Here is a 23,736-nt window from a genome sequence, read left to right as displayed (position 1 = left end):
TATCAAAGTGCGGTCAATTTTGACCTTATTTTTCTTCTTTTGGAAGTCTGATTAAAGCAAAGATCAAGCCGCCCCAAATAATCAAAAGCGACACAATCATCATTGTAAGTGCAATACCTGTCATCTTTATTCTCCTTTTTCTTCAAGATTGAAGTTCTCTTCATTTTTCCATTTTAAGCGAGAAAGAATGAACGAAACGACTACAAGTAAAATTGCCATACCCCAACCAAAGGTATTTACGAACCAACTTGGATAACCTTCATAACCTTCTGTAAATACCTTCGCACCTTCACTCAATAACATAAAGGCAAGAATACCCGTAGTGATTACAATGCATAAACGCCATAGGAAACCGACTTTGAATGAAGAGCTTTCATTTAAGTGGTTACCTAATAAGCCAAGTTTTTCATTTGCTACAATCACAATTAATGAAACAAATGCTACCGCTACAATACCAAAGTAGTTTACGAATTTATCCAACACATCAAGCATTGGTAGACCGGTTGTGGTACCGAATAAAATTACTGACACTACCATCATTGGTAAACCCACAATAAAGGTCGCTTTTGCTCGACGTAAACGGAGTTTATCTTGAATTGCTGAAATGATTACTTCAATAACAGAGATAAATGAAGTTAATGCGGCGAAAGTTAATGAACCGAAGAACAATACCCCTAACACTTCACCAAATGGTGCTTTATTAATGATGGTTGGGAATGCAAAGAAGGCTAAACCAATACCGCCTTTTGCCACTTCACTCACTTCCACACCTTGTGCAGCTGCAATAAAACCTAATGCCGCAAATACACCGATACCTGCAAGTACTTCGAAGCTTGAGTTCGCAAAGCCAACAACTAAACCACTTCCTGTTAAATCAGAATCTTTTTTCAGGTAAGACGCATAAGTGATCATAATCCCGAAACAAATAGAAAGAGAGAAGAAGATTTGACCGTAAGCCGCAATCCACACACTTGGGTTAGACAATTTTGACCAATCTGGTGTAAATAACGCATTTAAACCTTTTTCTGCACCCGGTAGAAATAAAGAATAAACAACCAACGCCACAAACATCACCACTAAAACAGGCATTAAGATGTCTGAAGATTTAGAAATCCCTTTTTTAATACCTAAAGAAAGTACGCCTAATGCGACTAACCATACTGCGATTAATGGGCCTGTCACCATACCAACAAACTCAAAGCTCACACCATTGCTGATATCGCCCATTTTTAAGAATTCGTGTAGGAAGAAATCAATTGGTTTATCGCCCCAGGCAGAATTAAGTGAGAAGTAGGTGTAGCTTGCCGCCCAACCTAATACTACTGCGTAGTAAAGACCGATGATGACGTTCACCATCACCTGCCACCAACCAAACACTTCAAAGTGCGGGTTAAAGCGACGATAAGAAAGTGGTGCACCACCACGATGGCGATGACCGATTGCGTAATCTAAGAAAAGCAATGGAATACCGGCGGTTAAAAGTGCAATAAGATAAGGGATAATAAATGCACCGCCCCCGTTTTCATAAGTGGTATAAGGGAAACGCCAAATGTTTCCTAAACCAACAGCGGATCCAATTGCCGCCATAATAAATGCTTTCCGACCAGAGAAGGTCTCACGCTTTGCGTTTGACTGCGTCATATTAAGTTCCTTTTTAATGAAGAAAGATTTCAATATAATGAATTCTAAAACCGAGTCAAGGACTTGGTTAAAAGAGCGGTTAAAAATAGTGAATTTTTTTTAAAATTTACTGTCTAAAGGCCAAATTTAATCTCTATTAACAACCAAAAGGAAACATTTATGGATATCAACAGCATTTTAAATCAAGTTTTAAATGTCGCTAAAAACTCTGCAAGCAAACTTGAAACCGGCAACCAAACTATCGACTCTATTACAAAAGTAGGTGGTGGTGCAGCGTTAGGCGGTATCTTATCGATGATTTTAGGCCGTAGCGGTGGTGCAAGCTTAGCAAAATTAGGCTCACTTGCCGTTTTAGGTAACCTTGCTTATCAAGCTTACCAAAACTATCAAAAATCCCAACAAAGCAGCCAACCAAACATCTCAGAAAATGCGTTTGATGTATTAAATTCATCAAGCCATGTCGATGCAGGCGAATTAATTTTACGCACCATGATCGCAGCTGCGGCAGCTGATGGTGAAATTACTGAAGATGAAAAACAAACTATTGCAAACGAAGCGGGTAACAACCCTGAATTAGCACAATGGCTTGCACAAGAAATCCAAAATCCAATTTCTATCAACGAAATTGCACGTCTTGTAGGTAACGATACTGCACTTGCAAGCAATGTGTACTTAGCAGCTCGTTTAGTAAGCAAAGATTTATCTCGCAAAGAAATCATTTTCTTAGCAGACTTAGCAAAAGCGTTAGGCTTAGACGATGCGCTTGTGGAACAATTAGAAAAACAAGCAGGCTTCTAATTTTACGCAAAGAAAACATCATGTTTTCTGACCGCACTTTTCATTCAAAAACACGATAATGTTTGTTATCGTGTTTTTTTCATTGGTTTTTTCGCTAAAACCTAACCAAAGGCGAAAAATTCCGCTACAATGCTGAACTTCAGTGTTTATAAAATTATTCAATAATCATAAAAACGGGAAGCAACATGACAGGCGCACAACTCATTATCCAATGTTTAAAAGCGCATGGCGTAACCGATCTTTTCGGCTACCCAGGCGGGGCAATCATGCCAACCTATGATGCCATCTATGACTCAGGTCTTGACCATCTTCTTTGCCGTAACGAACAAGGTGCCGCAATCGCCGCAATTGGTTATGCTCGCTCTACAGGTAAAGTGGGTGTTTGTGTCGCAACATCAGGCCCAGGTGCAACCAACTTAGTAACAGGTTTAGGCGATGCCTTTGCTGATTCTGTACCCATCGTGGCATTTACTGGCCAAGTGGCAGCCCCTCTTATCGGTACAGATGCCTTCCAAGAAGCCGATGTTTTAGGTTTATCCCTTGCATGTACCAAACACAGCTACATAGTTCAATCTGTTGAAGAACTACCTGAAATTATTGCTTCTGCTTTCCAAATTGCACAAAGCGGAAGACCAGGCCCAGTGTTAATTGACGTTCCTCGCAATATTCAAGTTGGCGATGTACCAGAACATATCAAACCCATTGTAAAACCAACCGTAAAACCAACCGCACTTTCAGAATTAAAATTAGCGGAAGCTAAAGCGTTATTGGCGCAAGCGAAAAAACCTGTGCTTTATGTTGGTGGAGGCGTAGGTATGGCAAACGCAACGCAAGCGGTCAGAAAATTCCTACAAATTACCAAAATGCCGTCTGTTTCGACATTGAAAGGTTTAGGCTCAATTGACCCGACTGATCCCGTTTATATGGGTATGATTGGTATGCACGGCACAAGACCGGCCAATATTGCCGTGCACGAATGTGATTTATTGTTAGTGTGCGGTGCGCGTTTTGACGACCGTGTGACGGGCAAATTAGACAGTTTTGCACCACAAGCTAAAGTCATTCATTGTGATATTGATGCTGCGGAAATTAACAAACTCCGTGTTGCTAATGTCGCCCTTCAAGGTGATTTAATTCAAGCCTTAGAAGCTTTAAGTATTCCGCTTGCGATTGATGATTGGCGTGAACACATTCAAGCGTTAAAAGCCAAACTCGATTTCACTTATATCGATAATGCAGGCAACCGACCGATTGACCCTTGGTCATTGCTCAACACACTTTCTCAGCGTAAACCTCAAAATGCGGTGATTTGTACCGATGTTGGCCAACACCAAATGTGGTCTGCACAACATATGCGTCATTTTGCGCCAGAAAACTATATTACCTCTGCGGGCTTCGGCACCATGGGATTTGGTTTACCTGCAGCGGTAGGTGCGAAAAAAGCACGTCCTCATGATGAAGTGATTTTAGTGACAGGTGATGGTTCATTGATGATGAACATTCAAGAATTAGGTTCAATCAAACGCGGCAAACTACCAGTGAAAATTTTGCTGTTAGATAACCAACGCCTTGGTATGGTGCGTCAATGGCAAGACCTTTTCTGGAATAAACGCCGCTCTGAAACCATTTTAGAAGATAACCCTGATTTCGTGATGTTGGCAAAAGCCTTTGATATTCCAGCTGAACGCATTGAGCGCGCTGATGATGTAGATGCGGCACTTAATCGTTTATTAAATAGTGAAACTGCCTATTTATTGCAAGTATGCATTCCACCTGAAGAATGTGTGTGGCCATTAGTGCCGCCAGGTGCATGCAACACGGATATGTTGGAGGAAATTTAAGATGAACCAATATACTTTTGACTTGATTGCTCAACATCGCCCAGAGGTTTTAGAACGTGTATTACGCGTTATTCGTTTACGCGGCTTCACTGTGACTAATATGGATATGGCATTGGTAGAAACCCAAGTGCAGTTAAAAATCACTGTAAAATCTGACCGCACTTTTGATTTGTTGGTGAATCAGTTGGCGAAATTGCCGGATGTGATTGAAATTAAGTAAAGGAACTTAAAAATGAAAAAGCTCTTATCATTCATAATGCTGTGTTCATTATTTTGTTTGTCAGCATGTACTGTAGATAAAAATACTGAATCTGATGTAACATCAAGTAAAGAACCAATTCAAATGTTTATGTTTAGCCAAGATGGCAGACTTTTTGTTTTTACTGATAAAGAAAGTTTTGAATTTAAAGGGCAAGACGTTTCTAATTTATCGACATTCCTTAATAGCCCCCATGCAAAATCAATAGAAAAAGTATCACCTAAACTTTATATATATTTGAATGAGGAGAAAAAGCAATGGGCTTCATCATACTTAAAAGTGCTTGTTAAAGCAGATAAATTAACGAAAAAACAACAGGATGAACTAGTCAGTCAATTTAACTTTACACAAGCATCTCAAGCAAAAGACAAGGTTAAACAAGGGATAAAAGAAGATTTTGGTATTTCATCTCAACTTGATGTTTTTTATATTAAAACGTACAAGGCAGATGGCATTATCCAAGAATATAAAAATCGTGATGAATTACTAGCAAAATATAAACTGACAAAGCCTATTATGGCGACAGTTTATCGTACGACTTATACCACCAGTAAATCATATAGCCTTTCGGACACTGGTGAAAATATACTTACGGCGCCACTAATAATCTTAACGGCTCCATTGTGGATTCCGGTTGCGATGATAGGTTGTCTGAATGAACGAAGTGGATTCATTGATTTATGTCCATTCCGTTAAATAGCAATAAAGTGCGGTTAAAAATCACTGTAAAATCTGACCGCACTTTTATTTTAATCGATAGGCTCTTTATCTGAATAATTGCATTTATAAACTTAATTTTATCAAATAATTTCTTCGTATTATCTTCTGCCAAATCTCCCCTCCCCCTCTTTGCTAAAGAGGGGATTGAAATGAGATAAAATTAGATCTTAGCGTTTATGATTTAGCTAACTAAAATGAAAGTGAGAAAATTGTTGCTCATTAACTAAAGATTCCCCCCTCTTTAGCAAAGAGGGGGAGGGGAGATTTGGCAGTATTCATTAACGAAGAAATTAAACAACATAACGAACTTTAACAAAAATTTACTTGGAGAGATTATTTATGCCAAAACTACGTTCAGCGACCAGTACTCAGGGTCGTAATATGGCGGGTGCACGTGCCTTATGGCGTGCAACAGGGATGAAAGAAAATGACTTTGGTAAACCGATTATTGCGGTGGTGAACTCTTTCACCCAATTCGTACCTGGGCATGTTCATTTAAAAGATATGGGTCAGCTGGTTGCCGCTGAAATTGAAAAAGCTGGTGGCGTGGCAAAAGAATTCAATACCATTGCGGTGGATGATGGAATCGCAATGGGCCACGGCGGGATGCTTTATTCCTTACCAAGCCGTGATTTAATCGCGGACAGCGTAGAATATATGGTTAATGCTCACTGTGCTGATGCGATGGTATGTATTTCTAACTGTGACAAAATCACCCCGGGAATGTTAATGGCGGCAATGCGTTTAAACATTCCAGCAATCTTCGTTTCAGGCGGCCCAATGGAAGCGGGTAAAACGAAATTATCCGATCAACTTATTCGCTTAGATTTAGTGGATGCGATGATTGAAGCGGCAGATCCGAATGTAAGCGATGAGCGTATTGATGCAATTGAGCGAAGTGCTTGCCCTACTTGTGGTTCTTGCTCAGGCATGTTCACCGCTAACTCCATGAACTGCTTAACGGAAGCGTTAGGTTTATCTTTACCAGGCAATGGCTCGATGTTGGCGACCCATGCTGACCGCAAAGAATTATTCTTAAAAGCTGGTCGTCAAATTGTTGAGCTTTGCAAACGCTATTATGAACAAGATGATGAAAGTGTACTGCCACGTTCAATCGGTACATTTGAAGCCTTTGAAAATGCCATGAGTTTAGATATTGCTATGGGTGGTTCAAGTAATACCGTTTTACACTTATTAGCGGCTGCTCAAGAAGCTGGCGTAGATTTCCAAATGGCTGATATCGACCGCTTATCCCGTGTTGTCCCTTGCTTAAGCAAAATCGCACCAAACACCAATAAATACCACATGGAAGATGTGCACCGTGCAGGTGGCATCATGGGCTTATTGGGTGAATTAGATCGCGCAGGATTAATCCACCGTAACACCAAAACCGTGTTAGGAACAACACTAGAAGAACAATTAAATCAATACGATATTATTCGTAACAAAGACGAAGAATTACACAAATTCTTCCGTGCCGGCCCTGCTGGTATTCGCACCACACAAGCCTTCTCCCAAGATTGTCGTTGGGATAGCGTAGATGATGACCGTGTAAGTGGATGTATCCGTAACAAAGAAAATGCGATTTCTCAAGAAGGCGGTCTAGCGGTATTGTTTGGTAACATCGCTAAAGATGGTTGTATCGTAAAAACAGCGGGTGTAGATGAGTCTATCTGGAAATTCACAGGCCGTGCTATCGTATTTGAAAGCCAAGAAGATGCTGTGGCTGGCATTTTAGGCGGTAAAGTGAAAGAAGGCCATGTAGTAGTCATCCGCTACGAAGGTCCAAAAGGCGGCCCGGGTATGCAAGAAATGTTGTATCCAACCAGCTACTTAAAATCGATGGGCTTAGGTAAAAAATGTGCTTTATTAACGGATGGTCGTTTCTCTGGCGGTACATCAGGCTTATCTATCGGTCACGCCTCTCCTGAAGCGGCATCTGGCGGTGCGATCGGTTTAGTCCATGATGATGATGTTATCGAAATTGATATTCCAAATCGCTCGATTAATCTTAAAATCAGCGATGAAGAATTAGCAAAACGCCGTACCGAGCAAGATGTCAAAGGCTGGCAACCAGCTCACCGTGAACGTGAAGTATCCTTTGCATTAAAAGTGTTTGGTCACTTTGCCACATCCGCAGATAAAGGCGCGGTGCGTGATAAAAGTCTATTAAAATAATCTCTAATCGCTCCTCCTCTCATAAAAGAGAGGAGGATAAAAATAAAGAAAAAATTAACCGCACTTCATCATAAACAACAAATATCATGAAAAACCTACTCACCAATCCTCAACCCTCTCAATCGGATTACGTTAACGCGATTGTTAAACTTGGCTCCAGAGTATATGAAGCCGCTACTGTAACCCCGCTACAAAAAATGGGGAAATTATCTGACCGTCTGCATAATAATATTTGGATTAAACGTGAAGACCGACAGCCAGTAAATAGCTTTAAGCTGCGTGGTGCTTATGCAATGATTTCTAGCCTTTCTGATGAACAAAAACAGGCTGGTGTTATTGCTGCTTCTGCGGGCAATCATGCGCAAGGCGTAGCATTATCAGCGAAACAACTCGGGCTAAAAGCATTGATCGTTATGCCACAAAACACACCAAGCATTAAAGTGGATGCTGTCCGTGGATTTGGTGGCGAAGTGTTGCTGCACGGAGCCAATTTTGATGAAGCTAAAGCTAAAGCTATTGAGCTTTCGAAGTCTAAACAAATGACATTTATTCCACCTTTTGATCATCCATTGGTGATCGCTGGTCAAGGCACATTGGCAATGGAAATGCTACAACAGGTGGCCGATTTGGATTATGTCTTTGTACAAGTCGGAGGCGGTGGTCTCGCCGCTGGTGTAGCAATTTTACTCAAACAATTTATGCCGGAAATTAAAGTGATCGGTGTCGAGTCCAAAGATTCAGCCTGTTTGAACGCCGCTTTAGAAAAAGGTGAACCTACAGATTTAGCTCACGTTGCTCTATTTGCTGACGGTGTAGCAGTAAAACGTATTGGTGATGAGACATTCCGTTTATGCCAGAAATATTTGGATGGAATGGTGTTGGTGGATAGCGATGAAGTTTGTGCCGCAATGAAAGATTTATTCGAAAATGTGCGTGCGGTATCAGAACCATCTGGTGCATTAGGTTTAGCCGGTCTGAAAAAATACGTCAAACAGCACAATATTCAAGGCAAAAACATGGCAGCGATTTTATCTGGTGCTAACCTAAACTTTCATACATTACGTTATGTTTCAGAGCGTTGCGAAATTGGTGAAAACCGTGAAGCTTTATTGGCTGTAACTATGCCTGAACAACCTGGCAGTTTCTTAAAATTTGCCCATGTCATCGGTAATCGTGCAGTAACAGAATTTAGTTATCGTTATGCAGATAACCAAAAAGCTTGCATTTTTGTTGGTGTGCGAACGACTAATGAAGCAGAAAAAGCAGACATTATTGCTGATTTAACGAAAAACGGTTTTGATGTTGAAGATATGTCTGATGACGACATTGCTAAAACACACATTCGTTACTTGATGGGCGGACGCGTTTCAAACCGTAATGAGCGACTTTATAGCTTTGAATTCCCAGAACAAAAAGGGGCTCTACTGAAATTCTTAGAAATATTAGGTAAACGCTGGAATATTTCATTGTTCCACTATCGTGCGCATGGCGCCGATTACGGTAATATCCTTGCAGCATTCCAATTAGAAGAAAAAGATAACGCAGAATTTGAGCAAGCTTTAACACAACTCGGCTATGTTTATGAAGATGTAAGTGAGAGTAAAGCTTATCGATATTTCTTAAGATAGAAACAAAAAAAGAGCGGTCAAAATGACCGCTCTTTTTTATTATCATAAACTTATCGTTTTGATTTAACGAGTTTTTCAGTAAGCTCGTAAGCTCGAAGTTTCGCTAACTCTCTAGAAAGTTTAGCTACAAGAAGCTCATAATCCACATCAGAAACATGAGCCACGATATTTTCTTCAGCTTTGCGTTTTGCTTCAAGAATACGATCTGCATCTAACTCGCTACCGCGAATTGCAACATCGGCAAGCACAGTCACTACTTTAGGTTGAACTTCTAAGAAGCCGCCTGAAACATAGATAACTTCTTCTTTGCCATCTTCAAGGGTGAATTTAACAATCCCCGGCTTAATAGCCGTCATTAAAGGGGTGTGGTTTGGTAAAATACCAAGTTCACCTTCCACACCTGTTGCTTGGATTTGTTTCACAGCACCTTCAAAGATTTTTCGCTCTGCGCTGACTATTATTAAGTTAAATGTCGCCATTTTTGTTCTCCTTCAAATGACTTGAAGTGATTACATATTTTTGGCTTTTTCTAGCGCTTCGTCGATTGTACCGACCATGTAGAACGCTTGTTCTGGAATATGGTCGTATTCGCCGTCTAAAATACCTTTAAAGCCGCGGATAGTTTCTTTTAAAGAAACATATTTACCTGGTGTACCGTTGAATACTTCAGCAACGAAGAACGGTTGTGATAAGAAACGTTCAATTTTACGTGCACGTGCTACCACTAATTTATCTTCTTCAGATAATTCGTCCATACCAAGAATTGCGATGATATCTTTCAATTCTTTATAACGTTGTAAGATACCTTGTACGCCACGCGCTACATCATAGTGCTCTTGACCGATAACAAGTGGGTCTAATTGGCGTGAGGTTGAATCTAATGGGTCAACCGCAGGGTAAATACCTAAAGACGCAATTTGACGACTTAATACAACTGTTGAGTCTAAGTGCGCAAACGTTGTTGCTGGAGATGGGTCAGTTAAGTCATCCGCAGGTACGTATACCGCTTGTACAGAGGTGATAGAACCTGTTTTGGTTGAAGTGATACGTTCTTGTAGTACACCCATTTCTTCTGCTAATGTAGGTTGGTAACCTACCGCAGATGGCATACGACCTAATAACGCAGATACTTCAGTACCAGCAAGGGTATAACGATAGATATTATCCACGAAAAATAATACATCACGACCTTCATCACGGAATTTTTCAGCCATAGTTAAACCGGTTAACGCAACACGTAAACGGTTACCTGGTGGCTCATTCATTTGTCCGTAAACTAATGATACTTTATCCAATACGTTAGAATCTTTCATTTCATGATAGAAGTCGTTACCTTCACGAGTACGTTCACCTACACCCGCAAATACGGAGTAACCTGAGTGCTCGATCGCGATGTTACGGATTAATTCCATCATGTTAACGGTTTTACCTACACCTGCACCACCGAATAGACCAACTTTACCACCTTTTGCGAATGGACAAATTAAGTCGATAACTTTGATACCAGTTTCTAGTAATTCCGTACTGTTAGATTGTTCTTCATAGCTTGGTGCTGGACGATGGATAGCCCAATTTTCTTCCGCGCCAATATCACCTTGCTCATCGATTGGTTCACCCAATACGTTCATGATACGACCTAAAGTTTTAGTCCCTACTGGAACTTGAATTGGGTTACCAGTATTTTCTACTTTTAAGCCACGTTTTAAGCCATCAGATGTACCTAATGCGATACAGCGAACTGTGCCGCCACCTAATTGTTGTTGAACTTCAAGGGTTAAACCTGATTCAACTTTTAATGCATCGTAAACTTTTGGTACTGCATCTTGTGGGAATTCAACGTCAATCACCGCACCGATGATTTGTACAATTTTTCCTGCTGACATTACCGTTCCTCTTTTATTAAATCGCTGCCGCGCCGGCGACGATTTCGTTTAATTCATTTGTAATACTTGCTTGACGGGCTTTATTGTAAACTAATCGCAAGTCATTGATTAAATTACCTGCATTATCAGTTGCCGCTTTCATTGCTACCATTCTAGCAGCTTGCTCGGAAGCAAGGTTATCTACCACAGATTGATACACTTGTGATTCCAAATAACGAGTAAGCAAACTGTCTAATAAGACTTTTGGCTCTGGCTCGTAAAGGTAATCCCAGGTGCTTTGTCTTTGCTCTAAATTATCGGTTTCTAATGCCGGTAATGGTATCAATTGTTGATAAACGGGTTTTTGTGCCATTGTATTAACGAATTTATTGTAGGCAATATAAACTGCATCTACTTTGCCGTCTTTATAGACATCAAACATGTCGTTTGCGACCCCGATTAAATCTTCCATTGCCGGATTATCACCCAAACCGGAAAGTTGTGCACGAACAGGTAATCCTAATGAGCGGAAAAAGCTGATACCTTTTGAGCCAATTAAGCCCAATTCAACAGTAACACCTTTATCTTTCCATTGTTTGATTTCTGTCATCACAGTTTTAAACAAGTTAATGTTCAAACCGCCACACATTCCGCGGTCAGTCGAGACCACTAAGATCCCGACTCTTTTTACTTCGCGTTGAATTAAAAATGGGTGTTTATAACCAACAGTTGCTTTAGAGACGTGGCTGATAACATTTCGTATTGTTTCAGAATACGGACGAGAAGCAGCCATACGATCTTGCGTTTTACGCATTTTCGAGGTTGCCACCATTTCCATTGCCTTAGTAATTTTTTGTGTACTTTGTACACTGGCAATTTTGGTTTTTATCTCTTTTGCACCTGCCATCTTATTTCTCCGTTACTTTTACCACGCGCTGTTGGCTTTAAAGTTATCCAAAATCGCTTTCAATGATGCTTTAACTTCATCATTGTAGTTACCGGTTTTGGTCAATTCAGCCATAAACTCGCTGTGGTTACGGCGAGCATAATCTAAAAGTGCGGCTTCAAAACTTGCAATTTTTTGCAATTCCACATCTTCTAAATAGCCAAACTCAACCGCGAAAAGCAACACAGATTGGTCTGCTACGCTAAGCGGTACATATTGTTTTTGTTTCAATAATTCAGTAACTTTTTCACCGTGAGAAAGTTGTTTACGGGTTGCATCATCAAGGTCAGATGCGAACTGAGCAAACGCCGCTAATTCACGATATTGAGCCAATGCAGTACGGATACCACCAGCTAATTTTTTCACTACTTTAGTTTGTGCAGAACCACCCACACGAGATACCGAAATACCAGGGTTTACCGCAGGACGAATACCAGCATTAAATAAGTTAGATTCTAAGAAAATCTGACCATCGGTAATCGAAATTACGTTAGTTGGAACGAATGCTGAAACGTCACCCGCTTGAGTTTCAATAATAGGAAGAGCGGTTAAAGAACCTGTTTTTCCTTTTACTGCGCCTTGAGTGAATTTCTCTACGTATTCTTCATTTACACGTGCAGCACGTTCAAGTAAACGTGAGTGTAGATAGAATACGTCACCTGGATATGCTTCACGACCTGGTGGACGACGTAATAATAATGAAATTTGACGATAAGCAACGGCTTGTTTTGATAAGTCATCGTAAACGATTAACGCATCTTCACCGCGATCACGGAAATATTCACCCATTGCACAACCTGAGTAAGGTGCAAGGTATTGTAATGCCGCTGATTCAGACGCTGACGCTGCAACAACGATAGTGTTTTCAAGTGCACCGTGTTCTTCTAATTTACGTACTACGTTTGCGATTGTAGAAGCTTTTTGGCCGATCGCGACATAGATACATTTAATACCTGAATCACGTTGGTTGATGATTGCGTCGATTGCTAATGCTGTTTTACCTGTTTGACGGTCACCGATGATTAACTCACGTTGACCACGACCGATTGGAACCATTGAGTCAACCGCCTTATAACCAGTTTGTACTGGTTGATCAACAGATTTACGATCGATAACACCTGGCGCAATAACTTCAACAGGAGAGAAACCATCGTTTTCAATTTCGCCTTTGCCATCGATTGGTTGACCAAGAGTGTTTACCACACGACCTAATAAACCACGACCAACTGGTACTTCAAGGATACGGCCAGTACATTGTACTTCCATACCTTCCGCTAAATCTGCGTAAGGACCCATTACTACCGCACCAACAGAATCACGTTCAAGGTTAAGTGCCATTGCGTAACGGTTGCCTGGCAAGGCGATCATTTCACCTTGCATTACATCGCTTAAACCGTGAACACGAATAATCCCATCACTTACAGAAACGATTGTCCCTGTATTACGGGCTTCGCTCACCACGTCGAATTGAGCGATGCGTTTTTTAATCAATTCACTAATTTCAGTTGAATTTAGTTGCATCTTGTATTCCTCTTATAATTGCAACTCGTTTGCGAGACGAGCAAGTTGCCCACGGCTACTTCCGTCAATCACAAAGTCTTCAGTACGAATAACCACACCGGCAATCAGTGAGCTATCTACGTTGCAATTTAATTTCACTTTGCGAGCTAATCTCTTTTCCATTGCAGCTGCAATTTTTTCGATTTGTGTTGCATTCAATGGTTGTGCGGAAGTTACTTCAACTTCTGCAATAGCTTGGTGTTCTTCTACATAATGTTTAAATTCTTCAAACACGGTAGGAATCGCACTCAAACGCTTATTTTCAGCCATTAACCGAATAAGATTTTGCCCATATTGATCCAATTGTTCGCCACAAATAGAAATTACTGTATTAGCTAATTTCTGTGCAGAAAGAGAACTACTTAAGTAAGCTTTTACCGTTTCATCTTCAGCTACGGCAGCAGCGAAACCTAACATTTCAGTCCATTTTTCGACCGCACTTTGTTCAATGGCAAAGTCGAATGCAGCTTTTGCATAAGGGCGAGCTATTGTAGTTAATTCTGACATAAGCTAAGCCTCTTATAACTCTGCAACTAATTTATCAATAATGTCATTGTTTGCCGCTTCATCAATAGAACGACCCACAATTTTCTCAGCACCAGCCACTGCTAATGAAGCCACTTTAACACGTAATTCTTCTTGAACACGTTTACGTTCTGCTTCTACTTCAGCATAACCTTGAGCAATAATTTTTGCTTTCAGTTCTTCGGCTTCTGCCTTCACTTCGTCTAACACTTCATTGCGACGTTTATTAGCAGCATCTAAAATTTCTTGAGCTTGTACTTTTGCAGATAAAAGTTCTTGTTCCACAAGATTTTTAGTATCTGCTTGCTCTTTTTTCGCTGCTTCAGCTGACGCTAACGCGTTCGCAATTTGGCTTTGACGTGTTTCAATCGCATTAATAATTGGTGGCCAAACAAACTTCATGCAGAACCACACGAAAAGTGCGAACGCAATAAGCTGACCAATCAATGTTGCATTTAAATTCACAACGTCCTCCTTACTATGCTTGTTTTACGTTGATAAGCAAATAAGGTGATTAGTGTAATAAACCGATGAATGGGTTTGCGAAAATGAAAAGTAATGAAATACCAACAGCAATCATTGCAATCGCATCCAAAAGACCTGCCACGATAAACATTTTAGTTTGTAAGCTAGATGCTAATTCAGGTTGACGAGCAGATGATTCTAAGAATTTACCACCTAAGATCGCAAAGCCGATTGCAGTACCTAATGCAGCAAATGCAAGAAGGATTGATGCACCAATGATTGTCGCTGTAATTACAGTTTCCATAATGTTCTCCAATAGAAGTTAAGTTTAGCCCTAGAGCCGGTTAATAAAAAATGATTAATGATCTGCTTTGTTATAAGCAATACTTAAATAAACGACCGTTAACATCATAAAGATGAATGCTTGTAACGTAATAATCAAAATATGGAAAATAGCCCAAGCAAGGTGTAACGGAATTCCCAATGCCGCGATGGCCACATTTGCAGAGTACATCACAGCGATAAGAACAAAGATTAATTCCCCTGCATACATATTACCGAATAGACGGAAAGCAAGAGAAATAGGTTTCGCTAATAAAGTTACGGTTTCAAGAATAAAGTTTACTGGAATAAACACCCAATGATTAAAAGGATGGAGTGTATATTCTTTCGCCAAACCACTAAAACCTTTTGATTTAACTGTATAGAAAAGAATAAGGAAGAATACGCAGATCGACATACCTAAGGTTGCGCTAATATCTGCCGTTGGCACAGCTCTCAAGTAGTGAATACCAAAGAGACTGGCAAGTTGAGGAGGAAAATCAACAGGAATTAAGTCAATAGCATTCATGATGAATACCCAGCAGAAAATGGTTAAAGCAATTGGTGCTACCACATTACGCGGGCCATGAAAGTTTTCTTTCACAATGCCATCAACCCAACCTACGACAATTTCAACCAAACATTGCATTTTGCCTGGTACGCCTGTCGTTGCATTTTTTGCAACACGAGAAAAAATAAACAGGAAAATCACTGCAGATACGATCGAGAAAAAGAGCGTATCAACGTGAACGTTCCAGAAACCATCACCTGTTTTTAAGAAGGTCAAGTGGTGGCCAATATATTCGGAAGTCGTTTGTCCAGACATAGTCAACCCTTTGTAGAAAAAAGAAAAAAATTTAAGATTTATTTAACAAAAACGGAATAAAATTATTCAACGCTAATGCCGTAAAAAAACCAACAAAAAACGAAATAAAATGTGAGATAGAAAGCCATTTAAAGGACACACCCACAAGCACAATGGTTAGCATAAATTTCAATGCTTCACCACGATAAAATGCCGTTAATTTTGTTGAGAAATCTTGTTTGCGAAAAAAAACAATATAAGCAAAAGCACAAAATGGCACAAAAGCACAGATAAATCCTAAACTAAAATCCACCGCACTTTCACCTTGCCAAAGCGCAACTAACAAACCAAAAACAACAAGACAAACTGATTCAATGATCATCGCTTTTTGATATCGATTTTTGGCCTGCGTTAAAACCTTAGACATTATCTTATTTTTTTAAAATACAAAAACTACCTAATTATACCCGTGCTACAAAGAGTTTCAACTTTTAAACCACTAAAAAATGTTAAACAAATCACACTTTTAAAAAATAATTAACAAAATAGTCATAAAAAAAGTGTGTTTTATCGTAAAACGATTAAATGTCGCTCACCTATAAGCTCTGGTACATGCAAAGTTATCACGTCTTTTACTTCGAATTTTTTATCTAATTCTTGAACTTCATCTTCGTGATAAATGCCTTTTAAAGCATAAAAATATCCATCTTGTTTTGGCAAATGATCACACCAATCTGTCATATCTTTTAATAAAGCAAACGCACGACTTAATACACCATCGAATTTTTGTTCAGGTTGGTATTCTTCGACACGGCTAAGAACAGGTTCTACATTTGTTAGTCCTAACTCACGTACTGCATTTCGAATGAAGCTAATGCGCTTGCCTAAGCTATCTAACAAGACAAATTGCTTAGTGGGGTTAATAATGGCCAAAGGCAGCCCTGGCAAGCCTGGACCTGTTCCCACATCAATAAAACGATCTCCTTGTAAATAAGGACTAACAACAATACTATCCAAGATATGTTTTACTAACATCTCTTGCGGATCTCGTACAGAAGTTAAATTATAAGCCTTGTTCCATTTATTGAGTAATTGTACCAACTGAATCAGCTGATCTTTTTGTAGATCGGTTAATTGAATTTCTGCTTGAGCCAGTAAATTTTCGAGTTTTGCTTTCATTTTTCTATCTATCTTGTCTGTTTGTCATCATTCTACTTGAAAGTGCAGTTAAAATCCTTAGTGTTTTTATTTCAGAAAAAATTTAGCCTACTAATTACATCTTTTTAATTTGTAATATAAAAAAGTGCGATGAAAATTCACCGCACTTTTACTTTCAATACCTGAGAAGTTTACTCCCCACGTTTTAGCATCCCTTGTTTTTTCAAATTCACCAGAATAATTGAAATTGCTGCAGGGGTAACACCTGAAATTCGGCTCGCTTGACCAATGGAAACTGGACGATGCTGTTCCAACTTCGCACGTACCTCATTAGATAAACCAGACACTTTGCTGTAATCAAAGTTAGCTGGAATTGCCGTATTTTCGTGGCGTTTTTGTTTTTCAATTTCTTCTTGTTGATGCTCAATATAGCCTTGATATTTAATAGCTATTTCCACTTGTTCTACGGCTTCTCTATCTTCCATTGCCGGTTTGTATGGCGTTAAAGAAGTCAAAATATCGTAGGTCATTTCTGGGCGGCGCAATAAATCTTCACCGCTGGCTTCACGCACAAGTGGGCTGCCAAGCACTTTATTGGCTTCTTCTAAATATTCAGAACGTGGATGCAACCAAATGCTGCGTAAGCGTTGGCGTTCCTGTTCAATATTTTCCATTTTTTGATTAAAGCGTGCCCAGCGAGTCTCATCAATCAAACCTAATTCATGGGCAATTGGCGTTAAACGAATGTCTGCATTGTCTTCACGTAATAACAAACGGTATTCTGCACGAGAAGTAAATACGCGATATGGTTCTTTGGTACCAAGCGTGCAAAGGTCATCCACCAATACGCCTGTATAAGATTGATCGCGACGTGGATACCATGCCTCTTTTTCTTGTACATAAAGACCTGCATTAATCCCTGCTAATAAGCCTTGTGCTGCCGCTTCTTCATAACCCGTTGTACCGTTAATTTGACCAGCAAAGAATAAACCCGAAATCGATTTAGTTTCTAACGTTGGTTTTAAGTCACGTGGATCAAAATAATCATATTCAATGGCATAACCTGGTTTAATGATGCGAGCTTTTTCCAAACCTTTCATAGAATTCACAATGCCCATTTGCACGTCAAACGGCAAACTGGTAGAAATTCCATTTGGATACACTTCATTACTGGTTAAGCCTTCTGGTTCTAAATAAATTTGATGTGAATTACGATCCGCAAAACGCATCACTTTATCTTCAATGGATGGACAATAACGTGGACCAATCCCTTCAATCACACCAGTATACATTGGACTGCGATCCAAGTTATTACGGATCACTTCATGGGTTTGTTCATTAGTATGGGTAATATAACAAGGAATTTGTTGAGGGTGATCATCCACTGATCCCATAAAAGAGAACACAGGCAAAACCTCATCACCATGCTGTTTAGCTAAAATATCAAAATTGATTGTACGTGCATCAATACGCGGTGGTGTACCGGTTTTTAAACGATCAACGCGTAAATTCAGATCTCGTAAACGATGAGAAAGTGTAACGGATGCCGGATCACCTGCACGGCCGCCTTCATAGTTATCTAAACCAATGTGGATCTTACCCGCTAAGAAAGTACCAGCAGTTAAAATAACTGATTTAGCACGGAATTTAAGCCCCATTTTGGTTTCCACACCACAAACGCGATCTTGCTCAATTAAAATATCAGTCACTTCTTGTTGGAAAATGTCTAAATTTGGTTGGTTTTCAAGTGCGATGCGTACCGCTTGACGATATAACACACGGTCAGCTTGAGCACGAGTTGCACGTACAGCAGGCCCTTTACTGCTATTTAAAGTACGAAATTGAATACCGGCTTTATCCGCTGCGTGAGCCATAAGACCGCCCATCGCATCAATTTCTCTCACTAAATGGCCTTTACCAATGCCGCCAATGGCTGGATTACATGACATTTGTCCAAGGGTATCGACATTATGTGTCAATAATAGGGTTTTTAATCCCATACGTGCTGGTGCTAATGCCGCTTCTGTACCAGCATGACCGCCTCCAATGACGATCACATCATAATTTTCGGTGTAAAACATATCTCTCTCTTCGTCTTCAATTTGATCTTCGATCTAAAAATAGGCGCTATTCTACTGAAAATTACGTGTGCTTGAAAGTAAGAATTCAATCTGTGATGAGAGAAGATCGAGAGGTAATAAAGATAAGATCTATTTATTTATAAAGATCTTATTATTGTTACTATTAGGATCCTTTTACTTTGTGAATAAGATCATTTTCCTTTTTTAAATGAAGAAGTTAGATCATTTTAGACTGTGTTGAAATGTCGTCAGTTTGGAGTCTTTTTCTTGTGGATAACCTTTAATTTTATCCACAGTTAAAACAATCATCATATTTACTCAGTGGAAAAGAACAAGTTTTTGACAGGTTTTAGTAAAGTTATCCACAGGTGATTTTTTTGATAATGGATAAAGAAAAAGCGATAAACTCAAATTATCGCTTTATTATGACTAAAGTGCATTTATAAATTGTGGTAGCCAATCTTCCGCAAATTGTTCTTGATCATCAACATGCAAGACATCGATTTTTAAACTCTCGCAAATTTTGACCGCACTTTTTTCACTTAATTGTGTTTCGACTTTATTTACGGCATGACAGAATGTATCGTAATCTGAATTACCTAAGCCTACAACAGCAAAGCGGAGGGAAGAGAAATCTTTATCTGACGCCGCAATTTGCTCAAAGAGTGGTTTTAAATTATCAGGTAATTCACCTGCGCCATGTGTTGAAGTGACAATTAACCAAATATTTTCATCAATCACATCATCAAGTTCTGGTCCGTGGAAAAGTGCGGTAAAAAAATCTTGTGTTTTTAACACCTCTTCTAAATGCTCCGCCACATATTCAGCGCCGCCTAATGTGCTGCCTGAAATCACGCAAATATTCATATTGTTTCCTAATAAGAAAAAAGGCTTAGATTTTCTAAGCCTTTATAGTCATTATACGTTGTCGAATTTACCCAACAATGAACGAATGTGTTCTTGCCAGTTGCGGTGTTCATTTCTAAGTTGCTCGTTTTCATGTTGCAACGCTTCTACTGCTTGTTGAGATTGATTTTTTTGTTCTTTTAATTCTTCCACTTCAAGTTGAAGTAATTGAATGGTTTCTACTGCTTGTCTAATTTTTTCTTCAAGCTGATCTAAAATTTCTAAAGACATAGTGATTTCCTTTTTTAAAATAAGTCCGAAACGGCTTTATTCTACCCACTTAATCCTATTTTTAAAAGCCTCTTGTCAAAAATTATTATGCAAACGTTTGCTTAGTGATAAAATAGCGAGACTTTTTGCATTGGGAGATAAAAATGAATCGTGCATTAGCTATTGAATTTTCAAGAGTAACCGAAGCAGCTGCATTAGCGGCTTATACTTGGCTTGGACGTGGTAATAAAAATGCGGCAGATGAGGCGGCAGTCAAAGCCATGCGTTATATGCTGAATTTAATCCATATGGACGGTGAAATTGTGATTGGTGAAGGGGAAATTGACGAAGCTCCAATGCTTTATATTGGCGAAAAAGTGGGATCAGGTAATGGTGAGCTCGTTTCTATTGCGGTTGATCCGATTGATGGTACAAGAATGACAGCAATGGGCCAATCAAATGCCATTTCAGTATTGGCGGCTGGTGGTAAACGTACTTTTTTAAAAGCACCTGATATGTATATGGAAAAATTGGTCGTCGGCCCTGAAGTGAAAGGAATGATTGATTTAAGTTTACCGATTGAACAAAATCTTCGCCGTGTGGCTTCTCGTTTAGGTAAATCCTTATCGGATTTAACCGTGATGGTGCTCGCTAAACCACGTCATGATGAAGTGATTAAGCAAATGCATAATCTAGGTATTCGCGTGATGGCCATTCCAGATGGTGATGTTGCCGCTTCGGTTTTATGTTGCTTACCGGATGCTGAAGTGGATATGGTTTATGGCATTGGCGGTGCACCTGAAGGTGTGGCAGCTGCTGCTGCAATTCGTGCATTAGGTGGGGATATGCAAGCTCGTCTTATTCCACGTAATGAAGTGAAAGGCGATACAGAGGAAAACCGTAAAATTGCCGCTGAAGAAGTTCAACGTTGTGAAGCCTTAGGTGTGAAGGTCAATGAAATCTTAAAATTAGAAGATTTAGTACGTGATGATAATCTTGTTTTTGCCGCAACGGGAATTACGCACGGTGAATTACTCAAAGGGATTTCTCGTCGTGGCAACTTAGCAACCACAGAAACCTTATTAATTCGTGGTAAATCACGCACCATTCGTAAAATCCAATCCATTCATTATCTCGATAGAAAAGATTCTGAAATCTATGAGATTTTAAGAAATTAGTGAAAATAAAAGAGCGGTCATAAAAAAACAATGAATTTTTTGACCGCTCTTTTTTATTTCTTACAGTATTTTCTTCAATTGATACAGATAAGCTAAGGCTTGTTTTGGACTTAATTCATCTGGATCAAGCTGCTCAATGGCTTCACGTAAAGCATCTGGCTCTGCTTCAAAAGCCAATTCACCTTGATATTGATTTAATGCTCTCAAATGTTGAATTTGTTGATCACCATTTTGTGCTGACAGTTTTTCTAACTGATGTAATTTTTGCTTCGCCAGTTTAATCACGGATTGAGGCACACCAGCCAGCGCTGCAACAGCAAGACCATAACTTTTACTTGCTGCACCGTCTTGAACCGCATGCATAAAGGCGATGGTATTGTTATGTTCTAATGCATCTAAATGAATATTAGCAATACCTTCAATTTGTTCTGGCAGTGCGGTGAGTTCAAAATAATGGGTCGCAAATAATGTAAGTGAACGGGTTTTCTTCGCTAACCATTCGGCACAAGCCCAAGCTAAAGAAAGCCCATCATAGGTAGACGTCCCCCGTCCTATTTCATCAATCAGAACTAAACTTTGTGAAGTGGCTTGATGAAGAATATTCGCCATTTCGGTCATTTCCACCATAAATGTAGAACGACCAGATGCTAAATCATCAGAGGCACCAATTCGAGTAAAAATACGATCAATTTGCCCGATAACCGCGCTATCAGCCGGCACAAAACTGCCTATATAAGCCATTAACGTAATTAAAGCCGTTTGACGCATATAGGTACTTTTACCGCCCATATTTGGGCCAGTAATAATCAGTAAATGACGTTGCTGATTGAGATTAACAGGGTTAGCAATAAAGGGGTCTTTTAAGACTTGTTCCACTACAGGATGACGACCATTTTCAATTTTTACACCAATTTCATCACTAAATTGTGGTGCAACATAATTTAAGGTTTCTGCTCGCTCTGCTAAGTTAACTAACACATCCAATTCAGACAATGCCAAGCTGGCTAATTGTAATTGGCCTAAATGTGGCAGCAATAAATCAAATAATTCATCATAAAGTTGCTTTTCTAAAGCAAGCGCCGCTCCTTTTGATTTTAAAACCTTATCTTCATATTCTTTTAATTCAGGAATAATGTAACGTTCGGCATTTTTTAATGTTTGACGGCGAACATAATGAATCGGTGCTTTATGGGCTTGTCCTTGGCTAATTTGAATGTAATAACCATGCACCGCATTAAAACCAATTTTTAAGGTATCAATACCTGTGCTTTCTCGTTCACGTTGTTCTAAATTTTCTAAATATTGCGTTGCGCCAGCGGAAAGGGTTCGCCATTCATCTAATTCTGCATTATAGCCTTCAGCAATAACGCCACCATCGCGAATTAATAACGGAGGAGTTTCAATAATTGCTTTTTGAAGTAGGTCGATTTGCGCGGAAAAATCATCAATTTGTGCGGAAAGTGCGGTCAAATTTGACGATATTTTTGTATGAATCAGCGATTTTATCGGTTCAATTTGTTCTAATGCAGTACGTAAACGCGTGAGATCTCGAGGACGCGCAGAACGTAGTGCTACACGAGCAAGAATCCGTTCCATATCCCCCACTTGTTGCAAATAAGGCTGCAATTCGTGATACAAATCTTGCTCAATAATTTCACCAATGTTTTTTTGGCGTTTTAATAGAATGTCTGTTTGACGGATAGGCTGATGAATCCAACGTTTTAACAAACGGCTACCCATTGGCGTAACACATTTATCTAATACCGAAGCCAGCGTGTTTTCTGTACCACCCGCAAGATTTTGAGTGAGTTCTAAATTTCGGCGTGTTGCGGCATCTAATTGAATATTATCGTTATTTTGAATAACACTAATACTTTGAATATGTGGCAAAGAAGCTCGTTGTGTTTCTTTTGCATATTGCAATAAACAACCTGCTGCTGTCAAGCCAAGGGGGGATTTTTCTACACCAAATGCACGTAAATCTTTCGTACCAAATTGACGATTAAGTTCTGAGATCGCGGTACTGAGTTCAAATTCCCAAATTGGACGACGACGTAATCCTTTATAATGTTCGATAATGGCCATTTCAGCAAAATCTTCACAATAAAGTAATTCTACGGGATTAATACGCTGTAATTCAGCTTGCAAGGCTTCTTTTGAATGAGGTTCACAAAGCTGGAAGCGTCCAGATGTCATGTCTAATGTGGCTAGACCGAATTTTTCTTTTTCCTGATAAACCGCCACAATTAAGTTATCTTGGCGTTCTGGTAAAAGGGCTTCATCACTCACTGTACCTGGTGTCACAATTCGTACAATTTTGCGTTCAACCGGCCCTTTTGACGTGGCAGGATCACCTACTTGCTCACAAATGGCTACAGGTTCACCTAATTGCACTAATTTTGCTAAATAACCTTCTACCGCATGATAAGGCACGCCCGCCATGGGAATTGGATTACCTGCTGATTGCCCACGTTTCGTTAAAGAAATATCTAACAATGCCGCTGCTTTTTTTGCATCATCATAAAAAAGCTCGTAAAAATCCCCCATTCGATAAAATAATAAAATGTCAGGATTTTCTGCTTTTAACTTGAGATATTGCTGCATCATCGGCGTATGCTGCTCAAAATTATCTTGTAAATTCATGACGTTATCCA

Annotated in this window: 23 protein-coding genes; 7 read left to right on the top strand and 16 right to left on the bottom strand. The window is 39.6% G+C overall.

The genetic code is table 11. The features are described from left to right. Positions 1-25: 25 nt before the first annotated feature. Positions 26-124: a methionine/alanine import family NSS transporter small subunit gene (locus QP437_RS04820; RefSeq protein ID WP_111327440.1), complete on the bottom strand. Its 99-nt coding sequence runs from the start codon at positions 122-124 to the stop codon at positions 26-28. A 2-nt stretch (positions 125-126) separates the two neighbouring features. Then, on the bottom strand, positions 127-1,641 hold the full coding sequence (locus QP437_RS04815; RefSeq protein ID WP_197542610.1) for a sodium-dependent transporter: 1,515 nt from the start codon (positions 1,639-1,641) through the stop codon (positions 127-129). A 159-nt stretch (positions 1,642-1,800) separates the two neighbouring features. Here QP437_RS04815 and QP437_RS04810 point away from each other — a divergent pair, with 159 nt between their 5' ends. From QP437_RS04810 to ilvA, 6 genes are all read left to right on the top strand, one after another. Continuing rightward, the gene (locus QP437_RS04810) at positions 1,801-2,439 is read left to right on the top strand and encodes a tellurite resistance TerB family protein (protein ID WP_070775162.1); all 639 of its coding nucleotides are present in this window, start codon (positions 1,801-1,803) and stop codon (positions 2,437-2,439) included. 185 nt (positions 2,440-2,624) lie between these two features. Continuing rightward, entirely contained in the window at positions 2,625-4,280 is a 1,656-nt protein-coding gene (gene ilvG / locus QP437_RS04805) for an acetolactate synthase 2 catalytic subunit (protein WP_285267136.1), read from the top strand. A gap of 1 nt (position 4,281) precedes the next feature. After that, positions 4,282-4,500: an acetolactate synthase 2 small subunit gene (gene ilvM, locus QP437_RS04800; RefSeq protein WP_285267135.1), complete on the top strand. Its 219-nt coding sequence runs from the start codon at positions 4,282-4,284 to the stop codon at positions 4,498-4,500. Between the two features lie 12 nt (positions 4,501-4,512). After that, positions 4,513-5,235, top strand: a complete 723-nt coding sequence (locus QP437_RS04795; protein ID WP_285267134.1) for a hypothetical protein — start codon at positions 4,513-4,515, stop codon at positions 5,233-5,235. Positions 5,236-5,598: 363 nt separating this feature from the next. After that, positions 5,599-7,437, top strand: coding sequence for a dihydroxy-acid dehydratase (ilvD, locus tag QP437_RS04790; RefSeq protein WP_285267133.1), 1,839 nt, complete (start codon positions 5,599-5,601; stop codon positions 7,435-7,437). A gap of 86 nt (positions 7,438-7,523) precedes the next feature. Continuing rightward, complete coding sequence (gene ilvA, locus QP437_RS04785; RefSeq protein ID WP_285267132.1) at positions 7,524-9,065, top strand: threonine ammonia-lyase, biosynthetic; 1,542 nt, start codon at positions 7,524-7,526, stop codon at positions 9,063-9,065. 50 nt (positions 9,066-9,115) lie between these two features. Here ilvA and QP437_RS04780 read toward each other — a convergent pair whose 3' ends face one another. From QP437_RS04780 to QP437_RS04720, 13 genes are all read right to left on the bottom strand, one after another. Beyond that, positions 9,116-9,544, bottom strand: a complete 429-nt coding sequence (locus QP437_RS04780) for a F0F1 ATP synthase subunit epsilon (RefSeq protein WP_177989728.1) — start codon at positions 9,542-9,544, stop codon at positions 9,116-9,118. Between the two features lie 30 nt (positions 9,545-9,574). Next, entirely contained in the window at positions 9,575-10,948 is a 1,374-nt protein-coding gene (gene atpD / locus QP437_RS04775) for a F0F1 ATP synthase subunit beta (RefSeq protein ID WP_054420080.1), read from the bottom strand. Positions 10,949-10,964: 16 nt separating this feature from the next. Beyond that, a complete protein-coding gene (gene atpG, locus QP437_RS04770; RefSeq protein ID WP_285267131.1) occupies positions 10,965-11,834 on the bottom strand; it encodes a F0F1 ATP synthase subunit gamma in 870 nt (289 codons plus the stop codon). 18 nt (positions 11,835-11,852) lie between these two features. Next, the gene (atpA, locus tag QP437_RS04765) at positions 11,853-13,394 is read right to left on the bottom strand and encodes a F0F1 ATP synthase subunit alpha (protein WP_111315334.1); all 1,542 of its coding nucleotides are present in this window, start codon (positions 13,392-13,394) and stop codon (positions 11,853-11,855) included. A 12-nt stretch (positions 13,395-13,406) separates the two neighbouring features. After that, on the bottom strand, positions 13,407-13,940 hold the full coding sequence (gene atpH, locus QP437_RS04760; protein WP_197542617.1) for a F0F1 ATP synthase subunit delta: 534 nt from the start codon (positions 13,938-13,940) through the stop codon (positions 13,407-13,409). 12 nt (positions 13,941-13,952) lie between these two features. Then, on the bottom strand, positions 13,953-14,423 hold the full coding sequence (gene atpF / locus QP437_RS04755; RefSeq protein ID WP_005699161.1) for a F0F1 ATP synthase subunit B: 471 nt from the start codon (positions 14,421-14,423) through the stop codon (positions 13,953-13,955). Between the two features lie 49 nt (positions 14,424-14,472). Continuing rightward, complete coding sequence (gene atpE, locus QP437_RS04750) at positions 14,473-14,727, bottom strand: F0F1 ATP synthase subunit C (protein ID WP_005629249.1); 255 nt, start codon at positions 14,725-14,727, stop codon at positions 14,473-14,475. Between the two features lie 54 nt (positions 14,728-14,781). Continuing rightward, entirely contained in the window at positions 14,782-15,570 is a 789-nt protein-coding gene (atpB, locus tag QP437_RS04745) for a F0F1 ATP synthase subunit A (RefSeq protein ID WP_075916789.1), read from the bottom strand. A gap of 31 nt (positions 15,571-15,601) precedes the next feature. Further along, positions 15,602-15,976 carry an ATP synthase subunit I gene (locus tag QP437_RS04740; RefSeq protein ID WP_285267130.1) on the bottom strand — a complete coding sequence of 125 codons (375 nt, stop codon included), beginning with the start codon at positions 15,974-15,976 and terminating at the stop codon, positions 15,602-15,604. Positions 15,977-16,116: 140 nt separating this feature from the next. After that, complete coding sequence (gene rsmG, locus QP437_RS04735) at positions 16,117-16,728, bottom strand: 16S rRNA (guanine(527)-N(7))-methyltransferase RsmG (protein WP_285267129.1); 612 nt, start codon at positions 16,726-16,728, stop codon at positions 16,117-16,119. Positions 16,729-16,898: 170 nt separating this feature from the next. Next, positions 16,899-18,788: a tRNA uridine-5-carboxymethylaminomethyl(34) synthesis enzyme MnmG gene (mnmG, locus tag QP437_RS04730; RefSeq protein ID WP_054420075.1), complete on the bottom strand. Its 1,890-nt coding sequence runs from the start codon at positions 18,786-18,788 to the stop codon at positions 16,899-16,901. Positions 18,789-19,217: 429 nt separating this feature from the next. Continuing rightward, positions 19,218-19,655 carry an FMN-binding protein MioC gene (gene mioC / locus QP437_RS04725; protein ID WP_285267128.1) on the bottom strand — a complete coding sequence of 146 codons (438 nt, stop codon included), beginning with the start codon at positions 19,653-19,655 and terminating at the stop codon, positions 19,218-19,220. Positions 19,656-19,706: 51 nt separating this feature from the next. Further along, complete coding sequence (locus QP437_RS04720; protein WP_014064476.1) at positions 19,707-19,925, bottom strand: cell division protein ZapB; 219 nt, start codon at positions 19,923-19,925, stop codon at positions 19,707-19,709. A 143-nt stretch (positions 19,926-20,068) separates the two neighbouring features. Between QP437_RS04720 and glpX the strand changes: the two genes are divergently transcribed. Beyond that, positions 20,069-21,082, top strand: a complete 1,014-nt coding sequence (gene glpX / locus QP437_RS04715) for a class II fructose-bisphosphatase (protein ID WP_014064477.1) — start codon at positions 20,069-20,071, stop codon at positions 21,080-21,082. A 60-nt stretch (positions 21,083-21,142) separates the two neighbouring features. Here glpX and mutS read toward each other — a convergent pair whose 3' ends face one another. Next, the gene (gene mutS, locus QP437_RS04710) at positions 21,143-23,725 is read right to left on the bottom strand and encodes a DNA mismatch repair protein MutS (RefSeq protein ID WP_285267127.1); all 2,583 of its coding nucleotides are present in this window, start codon (positions 23,723-23,725) and stop codon (positions 21,143-21,145) included. Between the last annotated feature and the right edge of the window lie 11 nt (positions 23,726-23,736).

Origin of the sequence: Haemophilus sp. UMB1048 (assembly GCF_030218125.1) — a bacterium.
In the GTDB taxonomy this organism is placed as follows: domain Bacteria; phylum Pseudomonadota; class Gammaproteobacteria; order Enterobacterales; family Pasteurellaceae; genus Haemophilus_D.
The sequence above is the reverse complement of the archived record's forward strand: the minus strand, read 5'-3'. Positions and strand labels throughout refer to the sequence as shown.